The following is a 19,276-nucleotide window of genomic DNA, read 5'->3' as shown; positions in this document are numbered from 1 at the left end:
CCATGAGCAACCCCCTGCTCAGCATCGGCATGGACTCCAACCGCTCCCAGTTCATGGCGCGCCAGCGTATTGAAAGTCAGATCAACCTGCCGCGCCTGTTTGCAGCTATCGATGCTGACCCCGGCATCGTTGGCGCAGGCGTCGTCTACATCGATGCCGACTTCAACGTCATTACCCTGCGTGAATTCAAGCCCATCTGCAGTATCAGGCCCAAGCGCATCATCTTGCGCGAGGCGCAGAAATACATCTCGCCCGCACAGTTTGTAGAGCAGGTGAAGACCGACCCCCGCGAAGGACGTCTGAGGAAAGAGGCGTTTGATATGGGCCTTTCATGTGGCGCAGCGGTGATCGGCTGGATCGTTGTATTCAGCGGCAGCGTCGCTGTGCCGTTCACTGCGGGTGCCAGTGCGTTTGTGGTGGGTATCGGCGTCACTGCGGCGCTGGCGAGCAGCGCCCAATGCGGATTTGGCGTGGCACGTACCTACAACGAAATACTTGATCCCGATGCGAACGACCGCATGGACGACGCCGAATGGTATGGCGCGGTTTCACCCATCCTCGATGCGGCCTCGCTGGTGGGGATCGGCACGGGGGCCTTGACCACGGTCAGGCTGCTCAAAGCCAACAAGGCCGCCGCGTTGGGTAAGAGTTGGTATGAGCTGCTCAAGGGTCTGAGCCGTCAGGAACGCAAGAAATTGACCAAGGAGTTGCTCAGCCTGCGCGATCCGAGCCTGACGCCCAAGTTGCTCAAGCTGCAGCAGCGCGCCGGCAAGCTGACCAAGAGCTACAGCTCCACCGAAATCCGCCACGCCACGCTGACCCAATTGAAAGATGCGCTGGGCGGCGTATTGGGCATCGCCGGTAGCTATCGAACCGGGCATGTCGGTACGGCCAGCACCATTGCGATCGGCTTGTACGAGGATTTGACCGAATGAGCGGCTTCCCCGATATGCGCAGTTTTCTCGCCCGTTATTTTCCGGTGTTCATGGGCACCGTCTTCATGGCGATCTTCTCCGGCTCAGTCGCAGTTTCCACTGCGGGCGTGACCTATTTGCGTGGGGTAGAGCCAGCGCTCAAGTCCAGCTATTCGGGGGCTGCGATTCTGCTGCTGGTGGTGGTGCTGGTGTTTGGCAACGTGATGATCGCGCGTGGCTATCCCTGGGCGGCCAGGCTGGTGGCGGGATACCTCGGCGCGTGCCTGTTGTTCGTCTTGCCGATGATTCAGTACGACCTCAACCGCCTGGTGTACGGCTCGGCGGTTTTGTTCCCACTGCTGGGCTTATTGTTGCTCAACAGCAAGCGCCACCGCGAAATGCGTCAGCGGCTACATGAAATACGGCGCTTGCGACAGGCCGTCGTTGCCCAGCGTAGAGCCCGTTGATTGGGTAGACTCACCACCTGTGTTCGCACCTTCACCGGGAGGTCTGGCCCGCGTTAAGATCTCGCGCTAAACCAGGCGGCCGCGCAGGCCTGTAAAACGCCAGTCTCGGGTTGGCGTTTCGCTTTGTGGTAGGTGCTGAGCCTGTTTGATAGGGTGGCGCCCATTGGATGGGCTATCGCGGGCAAGCCCCCTCCCACACTTGACTGAGTTCCAGCATGAGAATGCGGTCGAGTGTGGGAGGGGGCTTGCCCCCGATAGCGGCAGTTCAGTCACCCCCTCCAAGGAAGAGCACCTCCATGAGCAACCCCCTGCTCAGCATCGGCATGGACTCCAACCGCTCCCAGTTCATGGCGCGCCAGCGTATTGAAAGCCAGATCAACCTGCCGCGTCGGGCGAACTCACCAAGCGTTTCACCCCCACGCAGCTCAAGCACGGCACAACGACCCAGATCAAGGACGCCCTGAGCGCAGTCGTAGGGTTCGGCGGCAGCGCCTACTCCGGAAACGTCAATACCATCGCGATCGGGCTGTATGAGGAAGTAAAAGAATGGGCGAACTGATGACGCACCGGGACTTTTTCAGGCATTACTTTCTGACATTTCTGGGCGGCGTATTTGCGGCGTATTTTTCATTGGCGTTGGCCATGGCGCTGGCCTTCGTCACCTATTTCGATGATGCGCCCCTTGCGCAAGTCGGGCGCAAAATCATGCTGGCCGGGGCAGTGTTCACACTGCTGACGGTGCATAGCAACTTTATGATCTTGCGCGGCAAACCCTCCTGGGCATGGTTGATGGTCGGTATCTACGTGGCCTGCCTGCTGTTTGTGTTGCCGATGTTCCAATACGCCCCTCATCGTGTTCTTTATGGGTTGGCGCTGGTTTTTCCACTGTTCGGGCTGCTGCTACTCAACAGCAAGGGGCAGCGCGAGATGCGGGCCAAATGGGTGGAAATTCGCCACCTGCGTCAGGCCCTCGGCGCCAGGCACAAGGCCCCATGACTGGGTAGATTCACCACCTCCCTTCAGGCGTTCGCCACAAATATGTGCAGCCCTCGCACCATGAGGCCACCGTTGGCGTCGTTTTGGTGCTGTACTGCGGCGGTTCCCACGATAAAGCGCAATGACTGCCGCTCTGGCATAAGTCTTGCGCGCGTTGTGCCCATGCCCTGGCTCGCAGGAGGCCGCCGTGTCGATTCATGTCGCGTTGCACCACGTTACGCATTACCGCTACGACCGTGCTGTCGAACTTGGCCCGCAAATTGTGCGATTGCGCCCGGCGGCCCATAGCCGCACGCGGATACTGTCCTACGCGCTGAAGGTGCTGCCCGAGCAGCACTTCATCAACTGGCAACAGGACCCCCAGGGTAATTATCTGGCGCGCCTGGTATTCCCGCAAAAGACTGACGAGCTGCGCGTTGAGGTCGATCTGGTCGCCGAGATGGCGGTATTCAACCCATTCGATTTTTTCCTCGAACCCTACGCCGAAAACATCCCCTTCAGCTATGCCGCCGATGAGCAGCGCGAACTGGCGCCTTACCTGGAAACGTTGCCGCTGACGCCGAAGTTTGCCGCCTACCTGGCCGGTATCGACCGCACGCCGCTGCCGGCCGTGGATTTTCTGGTCGGACTCAACCAGCGCCTGGCCGCCGATATCGGCTACCTGATCCGCATGGAGCCGGGCGTGCAAACCCCGGAGTTCACCCTGGAAAATGCCTCGGGCTCATGCCGCGATTCGGCCTGGCTGCTGGTGCAGCTGCTGCGCAACCTCGGGCTGGCGGCGCGGTTTGTCTCCGGCTATCTGATTCAGCTCACCGCCGATGTCAAAGCCCTGGATGGCCCCTCCGGCACCGACGTGGATTTCACCGACCTGCACGCCTGGTGCGAAGTGTATCTGCCCGGCGCCGGCTGGATCGGCCTGGACGCCACCTCGGGCTTGTTCGCCGGTGAAGGCCATATCCCGTTGGCCTGCAGCCCCGATCCGTCGTCCGCTGCTCCGATCAGTGGCTTGGTTGAGCCATGCGAGTGCGAGTTCAGCCATGAGATGTCGGTGGAGCGCCTCTGGGAAGCGCCACGGGTGACCAAGCCCTACACCGAAGAGCAATGGCTGGCGATCCAGGCTCTGGGCCGGCAGATCGATGCTGACCTGCACAGGGACGATGTGCGCCTGACCATGGGCGGCGAACCGACGTTCGTGTCTATCGACGACCCCGACGGCGCCGAATGGAATACCGCCGCCCTGGGCCCGGACAAGCGCCGCCTGTCCGCTGAACTGTTCCTGCGCCTGCGCAGGCACTACGCGCCGCAGGGCCTGGTGCATTTCGGCCAGGGCAAGTGGTACCCCGGCGAGCAGTTGCCGCGCTGGTCCCTGAACTGCTACTGGCGCCGCGACGGCGTGCCGATCTGGCACAACAGCGCGTTGATCGCCGATGAACAAGCCGACTATGGCGCGGATAGCGTAATGGCCGGGCGCTTTCTGGCCAGCGTCGCCGAGCGTCTCAAACTGCCGGCGCGTTTTGTGTTCCCGGCGTATGAAGACAATTTCTACTACCTGTGGCGCGAGGGCGCGCTACCGCAAAACGTCACCGCCCAGGACCCGCGCCTGAGCGATGACCTGGAGCGCGAGCGCCTGCGCAAAGTCTTCAGCCAGGGCCTGGATAAAGTCATCGGCCAAGTGCTGCCACTGGCGCGCACCGCCGCCAACGATCGCTGGCAGAGCGGGCGCTGGTACCTGCGCGACAACCACTGCCGCCTGGTGCCGGGCGACTCGCCGTTGGGGTATCGATTGCCGTTGGCCTCGCAGCCCTGGGTGACGGCTGCCGAATATCCGTTTGTGCATCCGACCGACCCGAATCAGGAGCAACCGTCGCTGCCGACCACCGCACACCTGCACAGCCATGGCGAGCCGGCCACGAGCGATGAGCGCGTGCCGCAGGTCGATGAGTCCGCCGACTGGCTGACCCGCACTGCGCTGTGCGCCGAAGCGCGGGAAGGGCGCCTGTACCTGTTCATGCCGCCCCTGGAGCGTGTCGAGGACTATCTGGAGCTGGTGACGGCCATCGAGGCGACCGCCGAAGAACTGCATTGCCCGGTGCTGCTGGAAGGCTACGAGCCGCCGATGGATACTCGCCTGACCCATTTCCGGGTGACGCCGGACCCCGGCGTGATCGAGGTCAACGTGCAGCCGTCCGCCACCTGGGACGAGTTGGTGGAGCGCACCGAATTCCTCTACGAAGAGGCGCGGCAAACCCGCCTGACCACGGAAAAATTCATGATCGACGGTCGCCACACCGGCACCGGCGGCGGCAACCATTTCGTGCTGGGCGGCGCCACACCCAAGGACTCACCGTTCCTGCGCCGGCCCGACCTGCTGCGCAGCTTGATCAGCTATTGGCACAATCATCCCTCGCTGTCCTATCTGTTCTCCGGCCTGTTTATCGGCCCGACGTCCCAGGCGCCGAGAGTGGATGAAGCGCGCAACGATGCGCTGTATGAGCTGGAAATCGCCTTTGCGCAGATGCCCGCGCCGGGCGAAGAATGCCCGCCCTGGTTGGTCGACCGTTTGCTGCGCAACCTGCTGATCGACGTCACGGGCAATACCCATCGCGCCGAGTTCTGCATCGACAAGCTCTATTCCCCCGATGGCGCCACCGGCCGCCTGGGCCTGCTGGAACTGCGCGCCTTTGAAATGCCGCCCCATGCGCGCATGAGCCTCACCCAGCAGTTGCTGTTGCGGGCGCTGGTTGCGCGGTTCTGGCGTGAACCTTACGCGCCACCGAAGTTGGCGCGCTGGGGGACCGAACTGCATGACCGCTTCCTGTTGCCGCACTTTATCGAGCAGGATTTCGCCGATGTGATCGTCGAGCTCAATGCCGCCGGTTATCCGCTGCGCGCCGAGTGGTTTGCCGCGCACCTGGAATTTCGTTTCCCCAAGGTCGGCGACTATGCCGTCAGCGGTATCGAGCTGGAACTGCGCCAGGCCCTGGAACCCTGGCATGTACTGGGCGAGGAGGGCGCGGTGGGCGGTACGGTGCGCTATGTGGACTCGTCCCTGGAGCGCCTGCAAGTGAAGTTGAGCGGCTTGGCGCCGCAACGTTATGTGCTGACCTGCAATGGCATTCCGGTGCCGCTGCAGCCGACCGGCCGCGTCGGCGAGTTTGTTGCCGGGGTACGTTACCGCGCCTGGCAACCGGCCAACTGCCTGCAGCCGACCATCGCGGTGCACGCGCCGCTGGTGTTCGACCTGCTGGACACCTGGATGCAGCGCTCGCTGGGCGGCTGCCAGTACCATGTGGCCCATCCGGGCGGGCGCAATTACGACAGCTTGCCGGTGAATGCCAACGAAGCCGAGAGCCGGCGGATGGCGCGGTTTTTCCGTTTGGGGCATAGCCCGGGCAAGCTCTCTGTGCCGACTGTGGTGGTGAACGATGAATTGCCAATGACTCTGGATTTGCGCCGCTTCCCCAATAAAAATGACTGAATCACAATCCAAATGTGGGAGGGGGCTTGCTCCCGATAGCGGTCTGTCAGTCAGAGTTTCTGTTACTGATGCACCGCAATCGGGGGCAAGCCCCCTCCCACATTGGATCGTAGTGAATTTAAGTTAACCTGAGCCCCCTTGCCTCTGCCGAGCGTTCCATGTCCGACTTGCTCGACCGTTACCCGCTGACCCCGGGCACCTATCACGAACTGCTGGATGACAGCGGCGCAGTGCGTGCCCACTGGCAGCGCCTGCTCGACCACCTGCAACGCAGCACGCCGGCCCAACTGGCCCAGCGCCAGGCATTGCTGACCCGGCAGATCCAGGAAAACGGCGTGACCTACAACGTCTACGCCGACCCCAAGGGCGCCGATCGCCCATGGGAACTGGACCTGTTGCCCCACGTGCTGGCCGCTGACGAGTGGCAGCACCTGTCGGCCGGCATTGCCCAGCGGGCGCGCCTGCTTAATGCCGTGCTCGCCGACCTCTATGGGCCGCAGCGCCTGATCAAGGAAGGCCTGCTGCCCGCCGAGCTGGTATTTGGCCACAACAACTTCCTGTGGCCGTGCCAGGGTATCCAGCCACCGGATGGTGCCTTCCTGCACCTGTATGCGGTGGACCTGGCACGCACGCCGGATGGACGCTGGTGGGTAACGGCCGACCGTACCCAGGCACCGTCGGGCGCCGGCTATGCCCTGGAAAACCGTACCATTGTGTCGCGCGCCTTCCCGGATCTTTACCGTGACTTGCAGGTGCAACACCTCACCGGTTTCTTTCGCACACTCCAGGAAACCCTGGCCCGCCAGGCGCCCGGCGATGACCAGCCACCGCTGATCGTGCTGCTGACGCCGGGGCGCTTCAACGAAAGCTATTTCGAACACCTCTACCTCGCGCGTCAGCTCGGCTACCCCCTGGTGGAAGGCGGCGACCTCACCGTGCGCGACAGCACCGTGTTTCTCAAGACCCTCAGTGGCCTGCGCCGCGTTCACGCAATCATGCGGCGCCTGGACGACGACTTCTGCGACCCCCTGGAGCTGCGCACGGATTCGGCCCTCGGCGTCCCGGGCCTGCTCGATGCCGTACGCCAAGGCAATGTATTGGTGGCCAACGCCTTGGGCAGCGGCGTGCTGGAGTCGCCGGGGCTGCTCGGTTTCCTGCCCGGGATCAACGAGTTTTTATTTGGCGAAGCACTGATCCTGCCGTCCATCGCCACCTGGTGGTGCGGCGAGGCGCCGGTGCTGGCCGAAGCGTTGGAGAAGCTGCCGCAGTTGTTGATCAAACCGGCGTTCCCATCGCAGAGTTTCGCCCCCGTATTTGGTCGCGACCTGAACGCCGAACAGCGCCAGGCCCTAGCCGGGCGCATGCGCGCGCGGCCTTACGCTTATGTTGCCCAGGAGCTGGCGCAATTGTCCCAGGCACCGGTGTGGCACACCGTGGAAGACCATTTGCAACACCGCGCCATCGGCATGCGCGTGTATGCCGTGGCCAGTGAGGACGGCTACCGTGTACTGCCCGGCGGCCTGACCCGCGTAGCCGCCGAGGCCGATGCCGAAGTGGTATCGATGCAACGCGGCGGAGCGAGCAAGGACACTTGGGTACTCGGCGAGCGTGCGCCCGGTGGCGAGCAATGGCGCGCCCAGCGCGTGATTGGTGCGCACGACCTGGTGCGCCGCGATCCGTATCTGCCGTCACGCGTGGTGGAAAACCTGTTCTGGTTTGGCCGTTATTGCGAGCGCTGCGATGACAGTGCGCGCTGGCTGCGTATCGTGCTGGCGCGCTATGTCGACGGCGACGATCCGTTGGCCTTGCAGGCGGCGGTCGAACTGGGAGAAAGCCTGCGGCTGTTGCCGGAAGAGGGCGAGCTGCCCGACCGCTTGCTGGCCGCCTTGCTCGGCGATGACTGGCCCTCGAGCCTGCGCGCCAATTTGCAGCGCTTGCAGTGGGCGGCGTCCCAGGTGCGCGGCAAGTTGTCCCGGGAAAACTGGCAGGCCCTGGTGGAGCTGCAACGCGAAGCCATGGAATTGGAGCGTGAAACCCCGGACTTCGGCGAGTTGCTGGACTTCCTCAACCGCCTGGTGATGTCCCTGGCGGCGCTGTCCGGGTTTGCCCTGGACGATATGACCCGCGACGAGGGCTGGCGCTTCTTGATGATGGGCCGGCGTATCGAGCGCCTGCAGTTTCTGAGCAGCAGCCTTGCCGCGTTCCTGCGCGGTGTGGCGGTCTTCGATCAGGCCGGGCTGGAATGGTTGCTGGAGCTGGGCAACAGCAGCATCACCTACCGTTCGCGGTACCTGGCGGTGCCGCAACTGATTCCGGTGCTCGACCTGCTGTTGCTCGACGAACAGAACCCCCATGCGGTGCTGTTCCAGCTCAAGCTGGTGAGCCGCACCTTGCGTCGCTTGAACGATGATTTCGGCGTGCCGCGGGAAACCGGCCTGGCAGCGTTGGTGGAGCAGTTGGCGCGTTTCGACCTCGGTTGCCTGGAGAACCCGCTGTTCGGTGAATCCGGCGTGCGCGCCGCGTTGGATGGCCTGGCCGACCTGCTGCAAGCGGTCGCCGATGAAAGCGGGCAAGTGTCGGATCGCCTGGCCCTGCGCCACTTTGCCCATGTGGATGATGTCAGCCAGCAAACGGTGTCGGTGTGATGAGTGCGCGCTATCAGATTTTCCATGACACCCATTATCACTACGACAGCGCGGTGTCCCTGGCCCAGCAGCTGGCGCATCTATGGCCGCGGCCCTGTGCGTGGCAACGGTGCACCTGGCAGACCCTGGATATCAGCCCGCAGCCCTCTTCACGCCGCGACGAGCTGGACGTGTTCGGCAACCCGATCACCCGCCTGGCGTTCGAGCGGCCCCATGACGAATTGCTGATCAATGCCGGCCTGACCGTGGAAGTGCTGGCGCGACCGGCATTGGACTTACGGCAATCGCCGGCCTGGGACCGCACCCGTGACAGCTTTACCTACAGCAGCCAAGCGCTGTCACTGGAGATCATCGAAGCCTGCCGTTATCGCTTCGAATCGCCTTACGTGCATTTGAAAAGAACCTTCGTCGAGTTCTCCGAAAGCTGCTTCCCGGCCGGCGAGCCGTTGCTGCTCGGCGTGCAAGCGCTGATGCAAAAGATCTTCAGCGAGTTCACCTTCGATGCCGAAGCCACCCAGGTCGCCACGCCGCTGGTGGAAGTGCTGGAGCGCCGTCGCGGCGTGTGCCAGGACTTCGCGCACCTGATGCTCGCCTGCCTGCGCTCGCGGGGCCTGGCGGCACGTTATATCAGCGGTTACCTGCTCACCCAGCCGCCGCCCGGCCAGCCACGGCTGATCGGTGCCGATGCGTCTCATGCCTGGGTGTCGGTGTTTTGTCCGGTGTCGGGTTGGGTGGATTTCGATCCGACGAATAACGTGCAGCCGGCGCTGGAGCACATCACCCTGGCGTGGGGCCGGGATTTTTCCGATGTGTCGCCGTTGCGAGGGGTGATATTGGGGGGAGGGAACCATGACCCGGAAGTGCGGGTGACGGTAATGCCGCTGGCGTAGCAGATTGCGGTGAGCAAGGCGGGCCTGCTCACCGCAAAGGAAATTATTCAGCCGGATCTTTTGGTGTTTCAGTGTCGTCGCTGGTTTCTTCAGCATCGACGTCCGGGTTCAGTGCGCCCGCTTCTTCATCTGCAGCGGCTTTCTTGCGTTGCAGCTTTTCCTCTTTCTTCTGTTCCTTGGCCAAGTCTCTCTGACGTTTGGCGAAGGAGTAATTAGGTTTGGCCATGGGCGATCCTCTAGGGTCGAAGGTGAGGGTGGGCGGCGCGCGGCTGCCTTGGGTCACTATGGTAGCAGCTTCGCAGCGCGCTTGGCCTTCACTTACCGCTGGCGTAAGCGGCGAACAGGCCTTTGAACAGTTGATTGAGGTGCATGGCGCAGGCTCCAATGGGGAATGGGCCGATCATAGCCGGTTGCCGCGAGGGCCGATGGTAGATTGTGTTGATCAGCCTGATAGCCTAAAGTTGTATACAATCTGTTGATGCAGATCATAAGAAATTAAGCCTGCTTGAGGCACCCTTGTCGCCATACGCGTTTTCTAACCCTGCCCTGGAGATTCACATGTTCGCCAAACTCGTTGCTGTTTCCCTGCTGACTCTGGCCAGCGGCCAGTTGCTTGCTGCAGAGTGCAAGGTCACTGTCGACTCCACCGACCAGATGTCGTTCAACACCAAAGAAATCACCATCGACAAGAGCTGCAAGCAGTTCACCGTCGAGCTGACGCACTCCGGTAACCTGCCGAAAAACGTCATGGGGCATAACTGGGTGTTGACCAGCGCCACCAACATGCAGCCCGTTGCCAGCGACGGCATGGCCGCCGGGGTGGACAAAAACTACCTCAAGGAAGGCGACGACCGCATCATCGCCCACACCAAGCTTATTGGCGCCGGCGAAAAAGATTCGGTGACGTTCGACGTGTCGAAGCTGACGGCGGGCACGGATTACATGTTCTTCTGCTCGTTCCCAGGCCATATCTCGATGATGAAAGGCACTGTGACCGTCAAGTAACACCGCGTTATCGTTCATCGGGGGCAAGCCCCCTCCCACATTTGACTGTATTCACATCAAGTGTGGGAGGGGGCTTGCCCCCGATGGCATTCTGGCAGTCAACGCAAAACTATCTGCCTCACCTCAAGGCGCAAACGGCATCACCCGCTTGTGCTCCGTCTTGCGGTACGTCTCGCAGATAATCCTGAATGCCTCTTCACGCACGGGTTCACCGTGCAGGAACGCATCGATTTCGGCATAGGTCACGCCATGTGACGCTTCGTCCGGCTTGCCCGGCGACAGGTCCTCCAGGTCGGCGGTCGGGACTTTCTCCACCAACGACTCCGGCGCGCCGAAGTGCCGCGCAATCGCACGCACCTGGTTTTTCACCAGCCCGCTCAGCGGCGCCAGGTCACAGGCGCCATCCCCGAACTTGGTGAAAAAGCCCATCACCGCTTCCGCCGCATGGTCGGTACCGATCACCAGCCCACCGGCCGCACCGGCGATGGTGTACTGCGCGACCATGCGCATGCGCGCCTTGGTGTTGCCCAGCACGAAATCGCGGGATGCCGCCGGTTTGTCATCGAACGCCGCAACCTGATTGGCCAGGGCCTTGACCGCCGGGCCGATGTTGACGGTGTGGCGCTCGTCCGGCTCGATGAAGTCCACCGAAGCCTGGGCTTCGTGTTCGTCGAACTGGGTTTCGTAGGGCAGGCGCACGGCGATGAAACGATAGGCCGCGTCACCGCTGCTGGCGCGCAGTTCCTGCACGGCACGTTGGCCCAGGAGGCCTGCGGTCAGGGAATCGACACCCCCACTGATGCCCAGTACCAGCGACTTGAGCCCGGAATTGCGCAGGCAGTCCTGGATAAAGGCCACGCGCCTGGCGACTTCTGCCTCCAGGGCGGCCTGGTCTTTGAACGGCGCTTGCACCTTGAGCTGCTGCGCAATCTCACGCTGTACGGCTTGCATGCTTCACTCCTTGCTGGATAGGGCAGGTACTTTGAACACGTGACGCAAATAGGCGACAAAATTCGGGTCGGTGCAGTGGGTCTTGCCCGCTTCATCGGAAATCTTGGCGACGGGCTGGCCATTGCAGGCGGTCATTTTAAGCACGATGCTCATCGGTTCCACCCCTGGAATATCGCAGGTCAGGTTGGTGCCGATGCCAAAGCTCACATTGATGCGACCACGCAGGGCGCGGAAAATCTCCAGGGCCTTGGGCAACGTCAGGCTGTCGGAGAACACCAGGGTCTTGCTCATCGGCTCGATACCCAGCTTGTGGTAATGGGCGATGGCTTTTTCCGCCCATTGCACCGGGTCGCCGGAGTCGTGGCGCAGCCCGTCGAACAGCTTGGCGAAGTACAAGTCGAAGTCGCCCAGGAACGCATCGGTGGTGATGCAGTCGGTCAGGGCGATGCCCAGCAGGCCACGGTATTCGCGGACCCAGCAGTCAAGGGCGGCGATCTGGCTGTCGATCAGGCGCGGGCCGAGTTGCTGGTGGGCCATGATCCATTCATGGGCCATGGTGCCCAATGGTTTCATGTCGAATTCGCGGGCCAGGTGCACGTTACTGGTACCGACAAACCGCCCGGGGAAGTCATGCTTGAGTACGCTGACCACTTCTTCCTGCACCCGGTACGAGAAGCGCCGGCGCGTGCCGAAGTCAGCCACTTGCAGCTCCGACAGTTCATCGCTGGCGGCATTCGCCGTCAGCCAGTCGAACTTGCGGTACAACTGCTCGCGGGCCTGTTCCAGGATCACGGTCTGGTAGCGGTAGCGGTTACGCACTTCGCTGACGATGGCCAGCATCGGCACTTCAAACAGGATCACATGCAGCCACGGCCCGCGCAGGCGGATAAACAGCTCGCCGTTCTCGATGCCGGTCTGCACGTAGCGCAGGTTGAAGCGGAACAGCCCGAGGAAGCGCAAAAAGTCCGGCTTCATGAAGCTGATACGTTCCAGGAAACCCAATTGGTCCGGGCTCAGGCTCAACTCGGCGAGACGCTCGATCTGATAGCGAATCTCCGCCAGGTACGGGCGCAGGTCCTCGCTGTTGCGGCAACGGAACTCCCATTCAACTTCCACATTCGGGTAGTTGTGCAGCACCGCCTGCATCATGGTCAGCTTGTAGAAGTCGGTGTCGAGCAGGTTCTGCACGATGCGATCGGCAAACACACTCTCGCTCATAACGGGAATCTCCAGACGGGTCGACGCTGGGCGCCGGCCTTTACGCACAATTGAGGAAAGGGGGCTAGTGGCGCATAGACCTGGGTTGGTTTGCCAGTGATTTTTTTGCCGGGGCCACTGGCGCCATCGGGGGCAAGCCCCCTCCCACATTTGAAATGCATTCCAAGTGTGGGAGGGGGCTTGCCCCCGATGGCTATATTCCAGGCACTAAATAACCTGCTCAAGCATCCACTTCACAAACTCCCTCACTTTAGGCACCTCCGCCGCATGCTCCGGATAAGCCAGGTAATACGCATCCTGGCTCGGCATCCCATGCTGCCAGGCAATCACCAGCTTGCCGTCGGCCAGTTCCTCTTCCACCAGAAACCGCGGCAGCAGTGCCACGCCACAGCCGACCTGCGCCGCGCGAATGCACATATAAAAGGTGTCAAAGCGCGGCCCGTGATAACTGTGCTCGGTGTGCAAACCCTGGCTGGCGAACCAGTCATGCCAACCCTGTGGCCGCGAGGCATTTTGCAGCAGCACCAGTTCGCTCAGTTGGGTGGGATCGGTGAACGGCTCTGCCGGCACGCTCTCGGGCGAACACACAGGTACAAGCTCTTCGCTGAACAACTTCAAGCTCTCGGTGCCGGGGCGTGAACCCTGGCCGAAATAGAACGCCATGTCGGCCTTGCCCTGCAGCAGCTCATCCGGTTCCTGTTCGTTGCACAGGTCCAGATGGATCTGTGGGTGGCGCAGGCGCCAGCCCTTGAGGCGCGGCACCAGCCAGCGCGCACCGAAGGTGTAGGGCGTGGACACGCGCAGCACTTCGGTTTCGCCGCCGTAGGAGCGCAGGTAGTGGGTGGACATCTCCACCTGGGAGAGGATCTTGCGCACTTCCACCAGGTACAGGTCGCCCGCCGGCGTCATCTGCAAGCGGCGCCGCACGCGGCGAAACAGCAGGTGCTGCAGCAACTCTTCCAACTGCGCCACCTGTTTGCTCACCGCGCTTTGCGTGAGGTTCAATTCCTCGGCGGCGCGGGTAAAGCTCAGGTGGCGCGTGGCGGCTTCGAAACACTGCAGGGCGGTGATCGAGGGCAAATGTCTTTTGTTCAGCACGGCATGCCTCTTTTTATTCTTTGCATGAATAAACGGAATGATATCTCGCCTAATCGTCGTTTGTTGGCAAGTCTTGGGCCAGCTACAAATGAGGCCTGGATCGCCGTGTCTTGGGCGGCGCAATTTTGTCTTTGCAGATTTGAAGGAGTACCCCATGGTTGCCGCATTGCTTGACCGTCTAGGCGTAAACCCGGCGCTGTACCAGGCGGGGACACAGCCCGTGCATTCGCCGATCGATGGCAGCCGCATCGGCGTCGTGAACTGGGAAGGTGCCGCCGAGGTGGAGCAGCAGGTCAGTCGCGCCGAGCATGCATTCGACGCCTGGCGCAAAGTACCGGCCCCGCGTCGCGGCGAGCTGGTGCGCCAGTTCGGCGACGTGTTGCGCGAGTACAAGGCCGACCTTGGCGAGCTGGTCTCCTGGGAAGCCGGCAAGATCACCCAGGAAGGTCTGGGGGAAGTCCAGGAAATGATCGACATCTGCGACTTCGCCGTCGGCTTGTCGCGCCAGTTGTACGGCTTGACCATCGCCTCCGAGCGCCCCGGTCACCATATGCGTGAAACCTGGCATCCGCTGGGCGTGGTCGGCGTGATCAGCGCGTTCAACTTCCCGGTCGCGGTGTGGGCGTGGAACACCACCCTGGCGCTGGTGTGCGGCAATGCGGTGATCTGGAAACCGTCGGAAAAGACCCCACTCACCGCGCTGGCGTGCCAGGCCCTGTTCGAGCGCGTGTTGAAGAATTTCAAGGAGGCGCCGCAGTACCTCAGCCAAGTGATCATCGGTGGCCGCGAGGCCGGCGCCGCGTTGGTGGATGACCCGCGTGTGGCGCTGATCAGCGCCACCGGCAGCACCCGCATGGGCCGCGAAGTGGCGCCCAAAGTCGCTGCGCGCTTTGCCCGCAGCATCCTCGAGCTGGGCGGCAACAATGCGATGATCCTCGGCCCGAGCGCCGATCTGGACATGGCCGTGCGCGCAATCCTGTTCAGCGCCGTCGGCACCGCCGGCCAGCGTTGCACCACCCTGCGCCGGCTGATCGCCCATGAGTCGGTCAAGGCAGAAATCGTCACTCGCCTCAAGGCCGCCTACGCCAAGGTGCGCATCGGCCATCCGCTGGAAGGCAACCTGATCGGCCCGCTGATCGACAAGCACGGCTTCGACAATATGCAGGACGCCCTGGAGCAAGCCCTGAGCGAGGGGGGCAAGGTGTTTGGCGGCAAGCGCCAGCTGCAAGACCAGTTCCCCAACGCTTACTACGTGTCGCCGGCGATTGTGGAAATGCCCGAGCAGAGTGACGTGGTGTGCACCGAAACCTTCGCGCCGATTCTGTACGTGATCGGCTACAGCGACTTTGCCCAAGCGTTGCGCCTGAACAACGCGGTGCCACAAGGCTTGTCGTCGTGCATCTTCACCACCGATGTGCGTGAAGCCGAGCAGTTCATGTCGGCGGTGGGCAGTGACTGCGGCATTGCCAACGTCAATATCGGCCCGAGCGGCGCGGAGATCGGCGGCGCGTTTGGCGGTGAGAAGGAGACCGGCGGCGGGCGTGAGTCGGGCTCGGATGCGTGGCGCGGGTATATGCGTCGCCAGACCAATACCGTGAACTATTCGCTGGAGTTGCCGTTGGCGCAGGGCATCACGTTCGACTGAGTCCATGTAGGAGGGGGCTTGCCCCCTCCCACATTTGATCGGGTTCACAACTGAAAATAGCCGTTTGTTAGGTCCTCTACGGAGTCTGGCAATGCCTTTACGCGAAGCATGTTTATGGGAACACCTCACCTCCAACCGGCCGGATCGTGCCGCGCTCAAGGGTGAGGTCAAGGTGGATGTGTGCGTGATCGGCGCCGGCATCACCGGTTTGTCAGCCGCCATCCATTTGCTGGAACAGGGTAAAAGCGTTGCCGTGCTGGAGGCCCACCGCACCGGCCACGGTGGTTCGGGGCGCAACGTCGGGCTGGTCAACGCCGGTATGTGGATCCCGCCGGACGAGATCGAAGCCGGTTTCGGCGAAGCCGTGGGCAGCCAGCTCAACCGCATGCTGGGCGCGGCACCGTCGCTGGTATTCGGCCTGATCGACAGGTACAACATCGATTGCCAGGTGCGTCGCGAGGGCACCCTGCACATGGCGCATAACGCCCGTGGCGAGGCTGATCTGCGCAGTCGTGAAGAACAATGGAAGCGCCGTGGCGCGCCGGTCGAGTTGCTGACCGGGCTGGCTTGCGAGCAAGCCACCGGCACTACGAAAATCGCCGCCGCGTTGCTGGACCGACGCGCCGGCACCTTGAACCCGATGGCCTACACCAGCGGTCTGGCGAATGCGGCCGTCGGGTTGGGCGGGCAGTTGTTCGATCATTCCCCCGTCACCCAGCTTGAGCGCCAGGGCACAGTCTGGTCTGTGCAGACCGCCCAGGGCGCGGTGCAGGCCGCCCAGGTGGTGATCGCCTCCAATGCCTATACCGAAGGTGAATGGACCGAGCTGCGGCGTAATTTCTTCCCCGGTTACTACTATCAGGTGGCATCGGCGCCGCTCACCGATGCCGCCGCCGGGCGTATCCTGCCTGGCGGCCAGGGTTCATGGGACACGCGCCAGGTGCTGAGCAGCATTCGCCGCGACGCCGATGGCCGTCTGTTGCTCGGTAGCCTGGGCAACGGTAACCAGAAGCCGGCCTGGTTCCTCAAGGCGTGGGCCGATCGGGTGCAGCAGCACTACTTCCCCTATCTCAAATCGGTGCAGTGGGAATACACCTGGACCGGATGCATCGCGTTTACGCCCGATCACCTGATGCGTTTGTTCGAGCCGGCGCCCGGGCTGGTGGCGGTCACCGGATACAACGGGCGCGGCGTGACCACCGGCAGCGTGGTCGGCAAGGCGTTTGCCGACTATTTATGTCACCACAATCCCCAGGCGCTGCCGATTCCCTTCGCACCGATGCAACCCCTGGCAGGCGCGGGCCTGCGCAGTTGCCTCTATGAGGCAGGTTTCTCGCTGTACCACGCGGGGCAGTGCCTGCGGATCGTGGTCTGACCCGGTAGCGGGCATTTCCTTAGCCGGCTACCCATCTGTATTGGTGCAAGTCGTAGCAATCACGCACTGTAAATGTGCAGTTCCGTTACGCGCAGGGTTACAGCGCCTGGAGCTGCCGTTTATCCCTTCGGTTGCAGGTCTCACCGTTCAAGGTTGTACTTTTTTGGCTTGCAGGTTGCACCTGTCGAGGCTAGACGGTTGCACGTCCTGGCGGGAGGACGCGAAACGCCTGCAATAACAATGACACGGTGTCTTTTTGAAGAATAAAAAAGTAATGGCACGCGGCTTGCTCTGAGCTTTCGGTGAAAGGTTTGAATGCAAGTTGTCGTGCCAAAAATCAAAAATATCGGAGCACCACTCATGTCCCAGACGTTTTACAAGAAAGGTTTTCTGGCCCTCGCCGTTGCTGCGGCGCTGGGTGTTTCTACGTTTGTTCAAGCTGATGTGAAAATTGGTGTGGCAGGCCCGATGACGGGCGCCAACGCCGCTTTCGGTGAGCAGTACATGAAGGGTGCCCAGGCGGCAGCCGATGTTATCAACAAGGCCGGTGGCATCAACGGCGAGCAGATCGTGCTGGTGGCCGGCGATGACGCCTGCGAGCCAAAACAGGCGGTGGCCGTGGCCAACCGCCTGGCGGACCAGGACAAAGTGATCGGCGTGGTCGGGCACTTCTGCTCGTCCAACACCATCCCGGCGTCTGAGGTCTACGACGAAGCAGGCATCATCGCGATCACTCCCGGCTCCACCAACCCACAGGTCACCGAGCGCGGCCTGGGCGCCATGTTCCGCATGTGCGGGCGCGATGACCAGCAGGGCATCGTCGCCGGCGACTACATCGTCGACGTGCTCAAAGGCAAGAAAGTCGCGGTGATCAACGACAAGGACACCTACGGCAAAGGCCTGGCCGACGCCACCGCTGCGCAGTTGACCAAGCGCGGCGTCAAACCGGTGCTGGAAGAAGGCTTGACCCGTGGCGAAAAAGACTTCAGCGCCCTGGTGACCAAGATCCGTTCCCTGGGTGCCGACGTCGTGTACTTCGGCGGTCTGCATCCCGAAGCAGGTCCCCTGGTTCGCCAGATTCGCGAGGCGGGCCTCAAGGCCGCGTTTATGTCCGATGACGGCGTAGTGACCGATGAACTGGCAAAAACCGCCGGTGGCAACCAGTACGTGGATGGCGTCTACATGACCTTCGGTGCTGACCCGCGTCTGTTGCCAGACAGCAAGGCGGTGGTGGATGCCTTCCGTAAAAGCGGGTACGAGCCGGAAGGCTACACCCTGTACGCCTACGCCTCGATCCAGGCCCTGGCCGCCGGCTTCAATGGTGCCAAGTCCAACAAGGGCGAAAACGCGGCCAAGTGGCTCAAGGCTAACCCGGTTAAAACCGTCATGGGCGAAAAGGCCTGGGATGCCAAGGGCGACCTGAAAATCTCCGACTACGTGGTTTACCAGTGGGATAAAGACGGCAAATACCACCAGCTGGAAAAACAGAAGTAATCCATGTGGGAGGGGGCTTGCCCCCGATTGTGGTGGGTCAGTTGCACATTTGTTGACTGATACACCGCATCGGGGCCAAGCCCCCTCCCACCTTGGAACAGTGTGGTTATTGGTCGCTGTTTTTTCCTCCAGAAGCGCCGCACACCTATCGGTGTGCAGGTGCTCACCGCGTGAGATTGCGTTATGGATGGTATTTTCCTGCAGCAACTGGTCAACGGCCTGACCCTCGGGTCGGTCTATGGCCTGATCGCCATCGGCTACACAATGGTCTATGGCATCATCGGCATGATCAACTTCGCCCACGGCGAGGTTTATATGATTTCCGCTTACCTCGCGGCGATCAGTCTGGCACTGCTGGCTTACTTCGGCATCGAATCCTTCCCGCTGCTCATTCTCGGCACCCTGATCTTCACCGTGGTCGTTACCGGCGTGTACGGTTGGGTCATCGAACGTGTCGCCTACAAACCGCTGCGCAACTCCACCCGACTGGCACCGCTGATCAGCGCCATCGGCATTTCCCTGATCCTGCAGAACTACGCGCAGATTGCCCAGGGCGCCAAGCAACAAGGCATTCCCACCCTGCTGGCCGGCGCCTGGCGCGTCGACATCGGCACCGGCTTCGTGCAACTGACCTACACCAAAGTGTTCATCCTCGTGGCGGCATTCGCCGGCATGGCGTTGCTCACCTACATCATCAAATACACCAAGCTTGGCCGCATGTGCCGGGCCACCCAGCAAGACCGCAAGATGGCCTCGATCCTGGGCATCAACACCGACCGCGTGATCTCCTACGTGTTCGTCATCGGCGCCGCCATGGCTGCCCTGGCCGGCGTGCTGATCACCCTCAATTACGGCACCTTCGACTTCTATGCCGGCTTCATTATCGGCATCAAGGCGTTTACCGCAGCGGTACTCGGCGGCATCGGCTCCCTGCCTGGGGCGATGCTGGGCGGGATCATCCTCGGTATCTCCGAGTCGTTGTTCTCGGGGTTGATCAACTCTGACTACAAAGACGTGTTCAGTTTCTCCCTGCTGGTGGTGATTCTGATTTTCCGTCCCCAGGGCCTGCTTGGTCGCCCACTTGTGGCGAAGGTGTAAAC

15 protein-coding genes and 2 pseudogenes are annotated in these 19,276 nt (G+C 62.0%); 13 read left to right on the top strand and 4 right to left on the bottom strand.

Annotated elements, in window-relative coordinates; translation table 11 throughout:
- Positions 1-2: 2 nt before the first annotated feature.
- From CIB54_RS05330 to CIB54_RS05300, 8 genes and pseudogenes are all read left to right on the top strand, one after another.
- Entirely contained in the window at positions 3-935 is a 933-nt protein-coding gene (locus CIB54_RS05330) for an Ssp4 family T6SS effector (protein ID WP_065951506.1), read from the top strand.
- On the top strand, positions 932-1,381 hold the full coding sequence (locus tag CIB54_RS05325; RefSeq protein WP_065896731.1) for a hypothetical protein: 450 nt from the start codon (positions 932-934) through the stop codon (positions 1,379-1,381). Before CIB54_RS05330 ends, CIB54_RS05325 begins: the two co-directional genes overlap by 4 nt.
- A gap of 296 nt (positions 1,382-1,677) precedes the next feature.
- Positions 1,678-1,770 (top strand): annotated as a pseudogene (locus CIB54_RS27925) (NAD synthetase); the annotation flags it as partial.
- Positions 1,770-1,940, top strand: a pseudogene (locus tag CIB54_RS27580) (NAD synthetase); the annotation flags it as partial. The pseudogenes CIB54_RS27925 and CIB54_RS27580, both read left to right, overlap by 1 nt.
- Complete coding sequence (locus CIB54_RS05315; protein WP_101218930.1) at positions 1,928-2,377, top strand: hypothetical protein; 450 nt, start codon at positions 1,928-1,930, stop codon at positions 2,375-2,377. The pseudogene CIB54_RS27580 and the gene CIB54_RS05315, both read left to right, overlap by 13 nt.
- A 187-nt stretch (positions 2,378-2,564) precedes the next feature.
- Positions 2,565-5,855: a transglutaminase family protein gene (locus tag CIB54_RS05310; protein ID WP_101218928.1), complete on the top strand. Its 3,291-nt coding sequence runs from the start codon at positions 2,565-2,567 to the stop codon at positions 5,853-5,855.
- A gap of 158 nt (positions 5,856-6,013) precedes the next feature.
- Positions 6,014-8,500 carry a circularly permuted type 2 ATP-grasp protein gene (locus CIB54_RS05305; protein ID WP_101218926.1) on the top strand — a complete coding sequence of 829 codons (2,487 nt, stop codon included), beginning with the start codon at positions 6,014-6,016 and terminating at the stop codon, positions 8,498-8,500.
- Positions 8,500-9,390 (top strand): transglutaminase family protein, encoded by an 891-nt coding sequence (locus tag CIB54_RS05300; RefSeq protein WP_065951501.1) that lies wholly within the window; start codon positions 8,500-8,502, stop codon positions 9,388-9,390. The genes CIB54_RS05305 and CIB54_RS05300 overlap by 1 nt, the downstream gene beginning before the upstream one ends.
- Positions 9,391-9,433: 43 nt before the next feature.
- Here CIB54_RS05300 and CIB54_RS05295 read toward each other — a convergent pair whose 3' ends face one another.
- Complete coding sequence (locus tag CIB54_RS05295) at positions 9,434-9,616, bottom strand: hypothetical protein (RefSeq protein WP_065951500.1); 183 nt, start codon at positions 9,614-9,616, stop codon at positions 9,434-9,436.
- 332 nt (positions 9,617-9,948) lie between these two features.
- Here CIB54_RS05295 and azu point away from each other — a divergent pair, with 332 nt between their 5' ends.
- Positions 9,949-10,395, top strand: a complete 447-nt coding sequence (azu, locus tag CIB54_RS05285; protein ID WP_101218922.1) for an azurin — start codon at positions 9,949-9,951, stop codon at positions 10,393-10,395.
- A 123-nt stretch (positions 10,396-10,518) separates the two neighbouring features.
- On the opposite strand, the gene nadE is transcribed toward azu, so the two are convergent.
- From nadE to CIB54_RS05270, 3 genes are all read right to left on the bottom strand, one after another.
- Complete coding sequence (gene nadE, locus CIB54_RS05280) at positions 10,519-11,346, bottom strand: ammonia-dependent NAD(+) synthetase (RefSeq protein WP_101218920.1); 828 nt, start codon at positions 11,344-11,346, stop codon at positions 10,519-10,521.
- A gap of 3 nt (positions 11,347-11,349) precedes the next feature.
- Positions 11,350-12,564 carry a nicotinate phosphoribosyltransferase gene (pncB, locus tag CIB54_RS05275; protein WP_065883346.1) on the bottom strand — a complete coding sequence of 405 codons (1,215 nt, stop codon included), beginning with the start codon at positions 12,562-12,564 and terminating at the stop codon, positions 11,350-11,352.
- 207 nt (positions 12,565-12,771) lie between these two features.
- Positions 12,772-13,662: a LysR family transcriptional regulator gene (locus CIB54_RS05270; RefSeq protein ID WP_065951498.1), complete on the bottom strand. Its 891-nt coding sequence runs from the start codon at positions 13,660-13,662 to the stop codon at positions 12,772-12,774.
- Positions 13,663-13,816: 154 nt separating this feature from the next.
- Here CIB54_RS05270 and CIB54_RS05265 point away from each other — a divergent pair, with 154 nt between their 5' ends.
- The 4 genes from CIB54_RS05265 (at position 13,817) to CIB54_RS05250 (ending at position 19,274) form a co-directional block, all read left to right on the top strand.
- On the top strand, positions 13,817-15,307 hold the full coding sequence (locus CIB54_RS05265; RefSeq protein ID WP_065951497.1) for an L-piperidine-6-carboxylate dehydrogenase: 1,491 nt from the start codon (positions 13,817-13,819) through the stop codon (positions 15,305-15,307).
- A 91-nt stretch (positions 15,308-15,398) separates the two neighbouring features.
- Positions 15,399-16,682 carry an L-pipecolate oxidase gene (locus CIB54_RS05260; RefSeq protein WP_101218918.1) on the top strand — a complete coding sequence of 428 codons (1,284 nt, stop codon included), beginning with the start codon at positions 15,399-15,401 and terminating at the stop codon, positions 16,680-16,682.
- Between the two features lie 360 nt (positions 16,683-17,042).
- Entirely contained in the window at positions 17,043-18,176 is a 1,134-nt protein-coding gene (locus CIB54_RS05255; protein WP_101218916.1) for a branched-chain amino acid ABC transporter substrate-binding protein, read from the top strand.
- Positions 18,177-18,359: 183 nt separating this feature from the next.
- Positions 18,360-19,274 (top strand): ABC transporter permease subunit, encoded by a 915-nt coding sequence (locus tag CIB54_RS05250; RefSeq protein WP_003188099.1) that lies wholly within the window; start codon positions 18,360-18,362, stop codon positions 19,272-19,274.
- Positions 19,275-19,276 lie beyond the last annotated feature (2 nt).

The sequence above is a fragment of the Pseudomonas fluorescens genome, assembly GCF_002837185.1.
Lineage (GTDB): Bacteria > Pseudomonadota > Gammaproteobacteria > Pseudomonadales > Pseudomonadaceae > Aquipseudomonas > Aquipseudomonas fluorescens_AM.
The sequence above is the reverse complement of the archived record's forward strand: the minus strand, read 5'-3'. Positions and strand labels throughout refer to the sequence as shown.

What these genes read in the sequence shown, in the direction of transcription:
- CIB54_RS05330 (WP_065951506.1), top strand. Translation starts at nt 3, where the DNA reads ATGAGCAACCCCCTGCTCAGCATCGGCATGGACTCCAACCGCTCCCAG.
- CIB54_RS05325 (WP_065896731.1), top strand. Translation starts at nt 932, where the DNA reads ATGAGCGGCTTCCCCGATATGCGCAGTTTTCTCGCCCGTTATTTTCCG.
- CIB54_RS05315 (WP_101218930.1), top strand. Translation starts at nt 1,928, where the DNA reads ATGGGCGAACTGATGACGCACCGGGACTTTTTCAGGCATTACTTTCTG.
- CIB54_RS05305 (WP_101218926.1), top strand. Translation starts at nt 6,014, where the DNA reads ATGTCCGACTTGCTCGACCGTTACCCGCTGACCCCGGGCACCTATCAC.
- CIB54_RS05300 (WP_065951501.1), top strand. Translation starts at nt 8,500, where the DNA reads ATGAGTGCGCGCTATCAGATTTTCCATGACACCCATTATCACTACGAC.
- CIB54_RS05295 (WP_065951500.1), bottom strand. Translation starts at nt 9,616, where the DNA reads ATGGCCAAACCTAATTACTCCTTCGCCAAACGTCAGAGAGACTTGGCC.
- azu (WP_101218922.1), top strand. Translation starts at nt 9,949, where the DNA reads ATGTTCGCCAAACTCGTTGCTGTTTCCCTGCTGACTCTGGCCAGCGGC.
- nadE (WP_101218920.1), bottom strand. Translation starts at nt 11,346, where the DNA reads ATGCAAGCCGTACAGCGTGAGATTGCGCAGCAGCTCAAGGTGCAAGCG.
- pncB (WP_065883346.1), bottom strand. Translation starts at nt 12,564, where the DNA reads ATGAGCGAGAGTGTGTTTGCCGATCGCATCGTGCAGAACCTGCTCGAC.
- CIB54_RS05265 (WP_065951497.1), top strand. Translation starts at nt 13,817, where the DNA reads ATGGTTGCCGCATTGCTTGACCGTCTAGGCGTAAACCCGGCGCTGTAC.
- CIB54_RS05260 (WP_101218918.1), top strand. Translation starts at nt 15,399, where the DNA reads ATGCCTTTACGCGAAGCATGTTTATGGGAACACCTCACCTCCAACCGG.
- CIB54_RS05255 (WP_101218916.1), top strand. Translation starts at nt 17,043, where the DNA reads ATGTCCCAGACGTTTTACAAGAAAGGTTTTCTGGCCCTCGCCGTTGCT.
- CIB54_RS05250 (WP_003188099.1), top strand. Translation starts at nt 18,360, where the DNA reads ATGGATGGTATTTTCCTGCAGCAACTGGTCAACGGCCTGACCCTCGGG.